This window comes from Actinophytocola sp. (genome assembly GCF_036378875.1).
Taxonomy (GTDB): Bacteria; Actinomycetota; Actinomycetes; order Mycobacteriales; family Pseudonocardiaceae; genus Actinophytocola.
The window spans coordinates 1-5625 of sequence record NZ_DASUVO010000043.1 but is presented as its reverse complement, the minus strand read 5'-3'; the positions used below and the strand labels follow the sequence as shown (position 1 = coordinate 5625).

Here is a 5625-nt window from a genome sequence, read left to right as displayed (position 1 = left end):
TGCCGTCGGATGTGGAGACCACGCCGGATGCTCGGGGGGTGGGGGATCCGCCGTACGACGTGCTCACCGTCCGGCACGGTGAGGTCGCGGCGTTGATCAGTCTGATCGACCCGGCGAAGCGGTTGGGCACGGCGCAGGACTTGACCGCGCACGCGGCGCTGGTGGACGCGGTCGTGGTGCATGCGCCGGTGCTGCCGTTGCGGTTCGGTGCGGTGATGGCCGGGGAGGTCGCGGTGGCGGACGAGCTGCTCGCCGAGCACCACGACGAGTTCGTCGCGGCCCTGGAGAGGATCGACGGCAAGGCGGAGTTCCTGATCAAGGGCCGGTATGAGCGGTCCGCGGTGCTGCGGGAGATCGTGACCGAAGACCAGAAACTGGCGCGCAGCCGGCACACGCCACCGAAAGCCTGCGGGGAAGACTTACCACGAACGAGTGGCGACCGGTCAACGGATCACCGCCGCCATCGCGGCCAAACGCGACACGGATAACCGGTCGGTGCTGCGGGCGCTGACCGATCTCGGCGCCCGGGTGAGTGTTCGTGCGCCGACGCACCATGAGGACGCGGTGAACCTCGCCTGCCTGATCGACTTGGCCAGGCAGGCCGACCTGGCGTCGGCGATCGGCCGAATCGAAGATGAGTGGTCCGGTCGGGTGTCGGTGCGGCTGCTGGGACCGCTCGCACCCTACGACTTCGTGGCGATGCAACGCTGAAACAACCAGGAACCGCTCCCGTAGCACAGCGGCCTTGAGAACGGCCAACGGCACGGTTGTTGCCGCGCGCTCTCACGCGCCGGCGGCTACCATGAGAGCGGCTTGCTCAACCAGCCTGGGGGTCACTGGGAGCAAGCCGCTACGGCCAGCATAGTGCACAGTGGACTGTCCGGCGAGCGTCTCTTCAGCCCAGATCACGTGTCACGCACTTGCGGGCTCGCCGAGGGGTCACCGCTTCGGGTAGGTCACCTTCCGGGTGCGGCGTTCTTGACGTTCTAATCACCCCAGATCACTGGACACACCGATCGGCGCGCCGATTGCCTTTCGATGTAGCGGTCCACTGTGGATGCCGCAGACACGTTGTGTGCGGCTGCGTCCCTGGCCGTGTTCGATGGGAGACAGCGGTATGAGAAAGCTCTGGCCATGAGTTGGACTGGTGGTGCCCGTGGCCGCCGGCCTGCTGCTCAGCAGCGGCGTCGTCTGGCAGGCGTCTGACGCGGCCTTCTCCGACACCACCTCGAACACCGGCAACGGTGTCTCGGCCACCACCCTGAACCTGGCCGATGACAGCACCGGTCGGTTGTTCTCGGTCGCCAACGCGACACCGGGCGCAACCGGCACCAACTGCATCCAGATCAGCTCGGCCAGCACCCCGAGCTGCGCGCAAGGCGGTTCAACACCTCCCGTCACACTCACCTGGGAGGCCCGCGCCTGACACCCAACTCCGGCAGGCAAAGCCCTCCGCCGGCCGGCATCACGCACGTCAGCAGGCAGGTCCGAGGACCGCGCGGGGTCGCGATCTCCAGACGCTGCCTGCTGACAGTCGGACATGGGCCTCGGGTGCCACGTGTCCGGGATGACTGGGGCGGGCTTCGGAATCGTTCTCGGAGTCCGTCCCAGCGCGCGGGATGGTGTCAGTGACTGCTGGCGCAGGACCTCACCACCGTGTGACTGCTAGGAGAATGTCAGCTCACCGAAGAGCGTGCCCGCGGCGAAGTCAGCGTCAAGCCGGCTACCCGCCGACCCTCCGAGCGTCAACTCCGGCAGTGACCCGATCTCTTCGATCGTGGGTGGTACGTATTCGTTCTTCATCCGGTCTCCGTTCTGTCGACTGTGGACCACGACAGAGTGCTTGTTTTCCAAGGTCGTTTTCATCGCCGCCGCTGTTACCGGTCCCGTCAGAACCCACTCGGCGGATCACGGACCGGGAATGCTCCACCACAGTCCGATTCGGCTGCGATCACCATCAGCGCCGACGTGGCCACGGAAACGCACGTCAGCGCCGCGTGAAGGTGTGAACCGTCTGACCGAGCGCGATGATGATCTTGGATGTCGCGCCAGACCGTGCCGTCCTCTTAGGACAGGCGCATCGGCGGACGCAGCAAAGGTAAGGGCCCTGCCGGTCTCGTGGTGCAGCCCGATCGTTCCGCTCCGCGTCATCCACAGGTCCGCCCACGCCGATTCTCGTCTGTAAATTGTGGACTATCGGGCCACCAGGTCGGTCCGCTGCTCAGGGTCCCGGGGCTTCGCTGCGACGAAGTCGTACGGTGCGAGCGGCCCGAGCAGGTGCAGGGACACCCGATCGGACCAGGCTTGTGTGGTTCGACCGACCTAGCAGCGCTGTGACACCGCTGGTGTGTGAGAGGAGATGCCGGCGTGGTGGTCGGCGGGTTAGCGTTCAGCGGGGTGTCAGCCGTGGTCGGGCAGGCTCGGTTGGTCGGCGAGAGTGTGTGGCGTGCGGGTGCTGGTGGTCGAGGACGAGCGGCGGCTGGCCGCGGCGCTGCGTGGTGGGCTGGAGGCCGAGGGTTTCGCCGTGGACGTGGCCGGTGACGGGGTCGAGGGGCTGTGGCTGGCCCGGGAGAATCCGTACGACGTGCTGGTGCTGGACATCATGCTGCCCGGCATGAACGGCTACCAGGTATGCGGCGACGCTGCGCGCGGAGCGGAACTGGACGCCGATCCTGATGCTCACCGCGAAGGACGGCGAGTGGGATGAGGTCGAGGGCCTGGACACCGGGGCCGACGACTACCTGACCAAGCCGTTCTCCTACGCGGTCCTGCTCGCCAGGCTGCGTGCGCTGCTGCGCCGGGGCGCCCGGCCGCGGCCGGCCGTCCTCGAGGCCGGGGTACTGCGGTTGGACCCGGCGTCGCGGCAGGTGTGGCGGGGCGGCGCCGAGGTGGAACTGACCACACGTGAGCACGCCCTGCTGGAGTTCCTCCTGCGCCGGGCCGGTGAGGTGGTGAGCAAGCTGGAGATCATCGAGCACGTGTGGGACGTGAACTTCGACGGCGACCCGAACATCGTCGAGGTGTACGTACGGCGGCTGCGGACCAAGCTCGGCGCCGGCGTGGTGGAGACCGTGCGCGGCGCCGGCTACCGGCTCGTCAGTGGTAAGCCCGGGGCTGACGTCGGTGGCTAGCACGGTTCGGGTCCGGACCACGGCCGGTGCGGTCGCGGTGGTCGGGGCGGCTCTGGTGCTCGGCGCGGTCGTGCTGGTGCTGGTGGTCCGTTCGACGTTGACCGGCAACGTCCGCTCCGCCGCGCAGACTCGGGCCGGTGAGATCGCCGCGGTGCTGTCGGCCGGCGGAGTGCCGAGCCTGGCGGTCGGCGAGCCGGATGAGCAGCTGATCCAGGTCCTCGACGGGGACGGCCGGGTGGTGGCCGCGAGCGAGAACGTCACCGGCCGGCCCGCGGTGGCTCAACCGGGGCCGGGCCAGGCCGTGGAGGTTCACACACCGGTCGACGAGGACGTGTTCCTCGCCGTCGCCGCGACGACGGGGACCCCGGACGGGCGGCGGACCGTGGTCGTGGCACGCGCGTTGTCCGACGCGCTGGAGTCGACCCAGCTGCTCGTCCAGCTGCTGGCGGTCGGGATCCCGCTGCTGCTGGTCGTGGTCGGCGGAACGACATGGTTGGTGGTGGGCCGCGCGCTCGCCCCGGTGGCCGCGATCGCCGCCGAGGTCGACGCGATCTCCGCGGCCGAGCTGCACCGGCGGGTGCCCCAACCCACCACGGGCGACGAGATCGCCCGGCTGGCCGGCACGATGAACCGGATGCTGGCCCGGCTGCAGGGCGCCCAGGCCGCGCAGCGTCGGTTCGTCTCGGACGCTTCCCACGAGCTGCGCACACCGACCGCGTCGATCCGCCAGCACACCGAGGTCGCGCTCGGACACCCCGACCTCGTCACCGTCGAGGCGCTCGCCGAGCCGGTGCACGCGGAGGCGTTGCGGCTGCAGCGGTTGATCGACGATCTGCTGCTGCTCGCGCGTGCCGACGAGGCCGGGCTGGCGTTGCGGCGGGTCGCGGTGGACGTCGACGACCTGGTGCTCGCCGAGGCCGACCGGCTCCGTTCAACCCGGCCCCCGGCGGTACGGGTGGACACCGCTGGTGTGACGGCCGGCCGGGTGCTCGGCGACCCGGCGGGACTGCGCCGGGTGCTGCGCAACCTCGCCGACAACGCCTCCCGGCACGCGGCCGCTACCGTCGCGTTCGGCATCGCCGTGCGGGACGGGGCGGTGACCGTGACCGTCGACGACGACGGACCCGGCATCCCCGCCGGGGACCGGGAGCGGGTGCTGGACCGGTTCGTCCGGCTGGCCGGCGCCCGCGCGCGGGACGAGGGCGGCAGTGGCCTCGGGCTCGCGATCGTCGCGGAACTGGTTGCCGCACACGGTGGGCGGGTTGCGATCGCGGACGCTCCGCTCGGCGGCGCCCGGGTGACGGTCACCCTCCCCGCCGTTCAGGAGTAGTTCAGCAGCCGCGGCGCACAGTGATGCCCAAACAAAGGAACTCCACAGGAGATGGGCATGAAACGCGTGATCATCGTGGGTGCCGTCGCGGCCGGTATCGCCATCGGTGGCGCCGGCCTCGCGCTCGCGGCCGGGCAGCAGGACAACGACACGGGCGACGTGGGCGACCGGCCGATCAGCGGCCCGGCGCTGGAGAAGGCCGAACGGGCGGCGCTGGCGCATACCCACGGGGGGCGGGTCACCGAGACCGAGGTCGGGGACGAGGAGGGTTACTACGAGGTAGAGGTCACCCTGGCCGACGGCCGACAGGTCGATGTGCACCTCGACGCGGACTTCCACGTGCTGAGCACTATGCAAGACACCGAGGCGGACACCGATGAGGGCCGGTGAGCGCTGGGCGCTGGCCAGTCTGCTCGTGCTCGGGCGAGCGGGGGAGCGACCCGTCTCAGAGCACTGGAGAGGAGACGGGCCGCTCCTTGCTCTGAGCGGCTGTCCATAGAGGACGAGGAGGACGACATGCCGGCTGTTGTGGCGACGTGTGAAACATGTCGTTGTGAAGGCCTTTCGCGGGCAGCGACGTCACCATGAGAAGCAGGTCCCATGACCAGGTCCTCCCGCCTCACTTGGTTGATGCAGACCTGTGGCCTGCCGGTGGACATCGACTCCACGACGGTGAAGGGGAAACCTTTCCGAGACTTTGGTCAGGGCGACCAGGTGGCCGGCGCCGTAGGTGTCGACCAGAGGGGCGAGGCACTAGGCCATGGATGGTGGCGGCAGCGCTGATCGGGCGGACGTCGGCATGTCCGGGCTGGGAGTGGGTGCGACGCGGGGGCGGTGTAGGTGTATTGCTTTGTGGGCGGGGCTCATGGCGAGTAGCAACCCGACGATGGCGATGACGAGGTGCCACCAGCCGTCGGTCACGGTGAGTTCGAGTGGGTCGCCGAGCTGGGAGAGTGGGTTGGCGGCGATCAGGCCGTTGAGTGTGAGTCCCCAGGTGAACAGCAGTCCGCCGCCGAGGAGGAGTAGCCAGGCGAAGGCGCGGGCGGTGGCCGAGGTGAAGGCCCACAGCAGTCCGAGGAGGCCGGCGTCCAGGTAGACCCAGGACTGGTACGGGTTCAATGTCAGCCCGAGGGCGGTGACGGTGTCGAGTCCGGTGTCTTGGGT

5 protein-coding genes and 2 pseudogenes are annotated in these 5625 nt (G+C 69.4%); 5 read left to right on the top strand and 2 right to left on the bottom strand.

What is annotated here, in order from left to right:
- Window positions 1-11: 11 nt before the first annotated feature.
- Window positions 12-711: pseudogene (locus tag VF106_RS50865) on the top strand (GvpL/GvpF family gas vesicle protein).
- A gap of 445 nt (window positions 712-1156) precedes the next feature.
- A complete protein-coding gene (locus tag VF106_RS10895; protein WP_330839506.1) occupies window positions 1157-1426 on the top strand; it encodes a hypothetical protein in 270 nt (89 codons plus the stop codon).
- A 239-nt stretch (window positions 1427-1665) separates the two neighbouring features.
- Here VF106_RS10895 and VF106_RS10890 read toward each other — a convergent pair whose 3' ends face one another.
- The gene (locus VF106_RS10890) at window positions 1666-1803 is read right to left on the bottom strand and encodes a lasso RiPP family leader peptide-containing protein (RefSeq protein WP_330839505.1); all 138 of its coding nucleotides are present in this window, start codon (window positions 1801-1803) and stop codon (window positions 1666-1668) included.
- A 643-nt stretch (window positions 1804-2446) separates the two neighbouring features.
- On the opposite strand from VF106_RS10890, the pseudogene VF106_RS10885 reads away from it, so the two are divergent.
- From VF106_RS10885 to VF106_RS10875, 3 genes and pseudogenes are all read left to right on the top strand, one after another.
- A pseudogene (locus tag VF106_RS10885) lies at window positions 2447-3131 on the top strand (response regulator transcription factor).
- Complete coding sequence (locus VF106_RS10880; protein ID WP_330839504.1) at window positions 3124-4461, top strand: sensor histidine kinase; 1338 nt, start codon at window positions 3124-3126, stop codon at window positions 4459-4461. Before VF106_RS10885 ends, VF106_RS10880 begins: the two are co-directional and overlap by 8 nt.
- Before the next feature lie 57 nt (window positions 4462-4518).
- Complete coding sequence (locus tag VF106_RS10875) at window positions 4519-4851, top strand: PepSY domain-containing protein (protein WP_330839503.1); 333 nt, start codon at window positions 4519-4521, stop codon at window positions 4849-4851.
- Between the two features lie 363 nt (window positions 4852-5214).
- On the opposite strand, the gene VF106_RS10870 is transcribed toward VF106_RS10875, so the two are convergent.
- The coding region (locus VF106_RS10870; RefSeq protein ID WP_330839502.1) for a DUF4383 domain-containing protein at window positions 5215-5625 on the bottom strand (411 nt) is incomplete at its 5' end.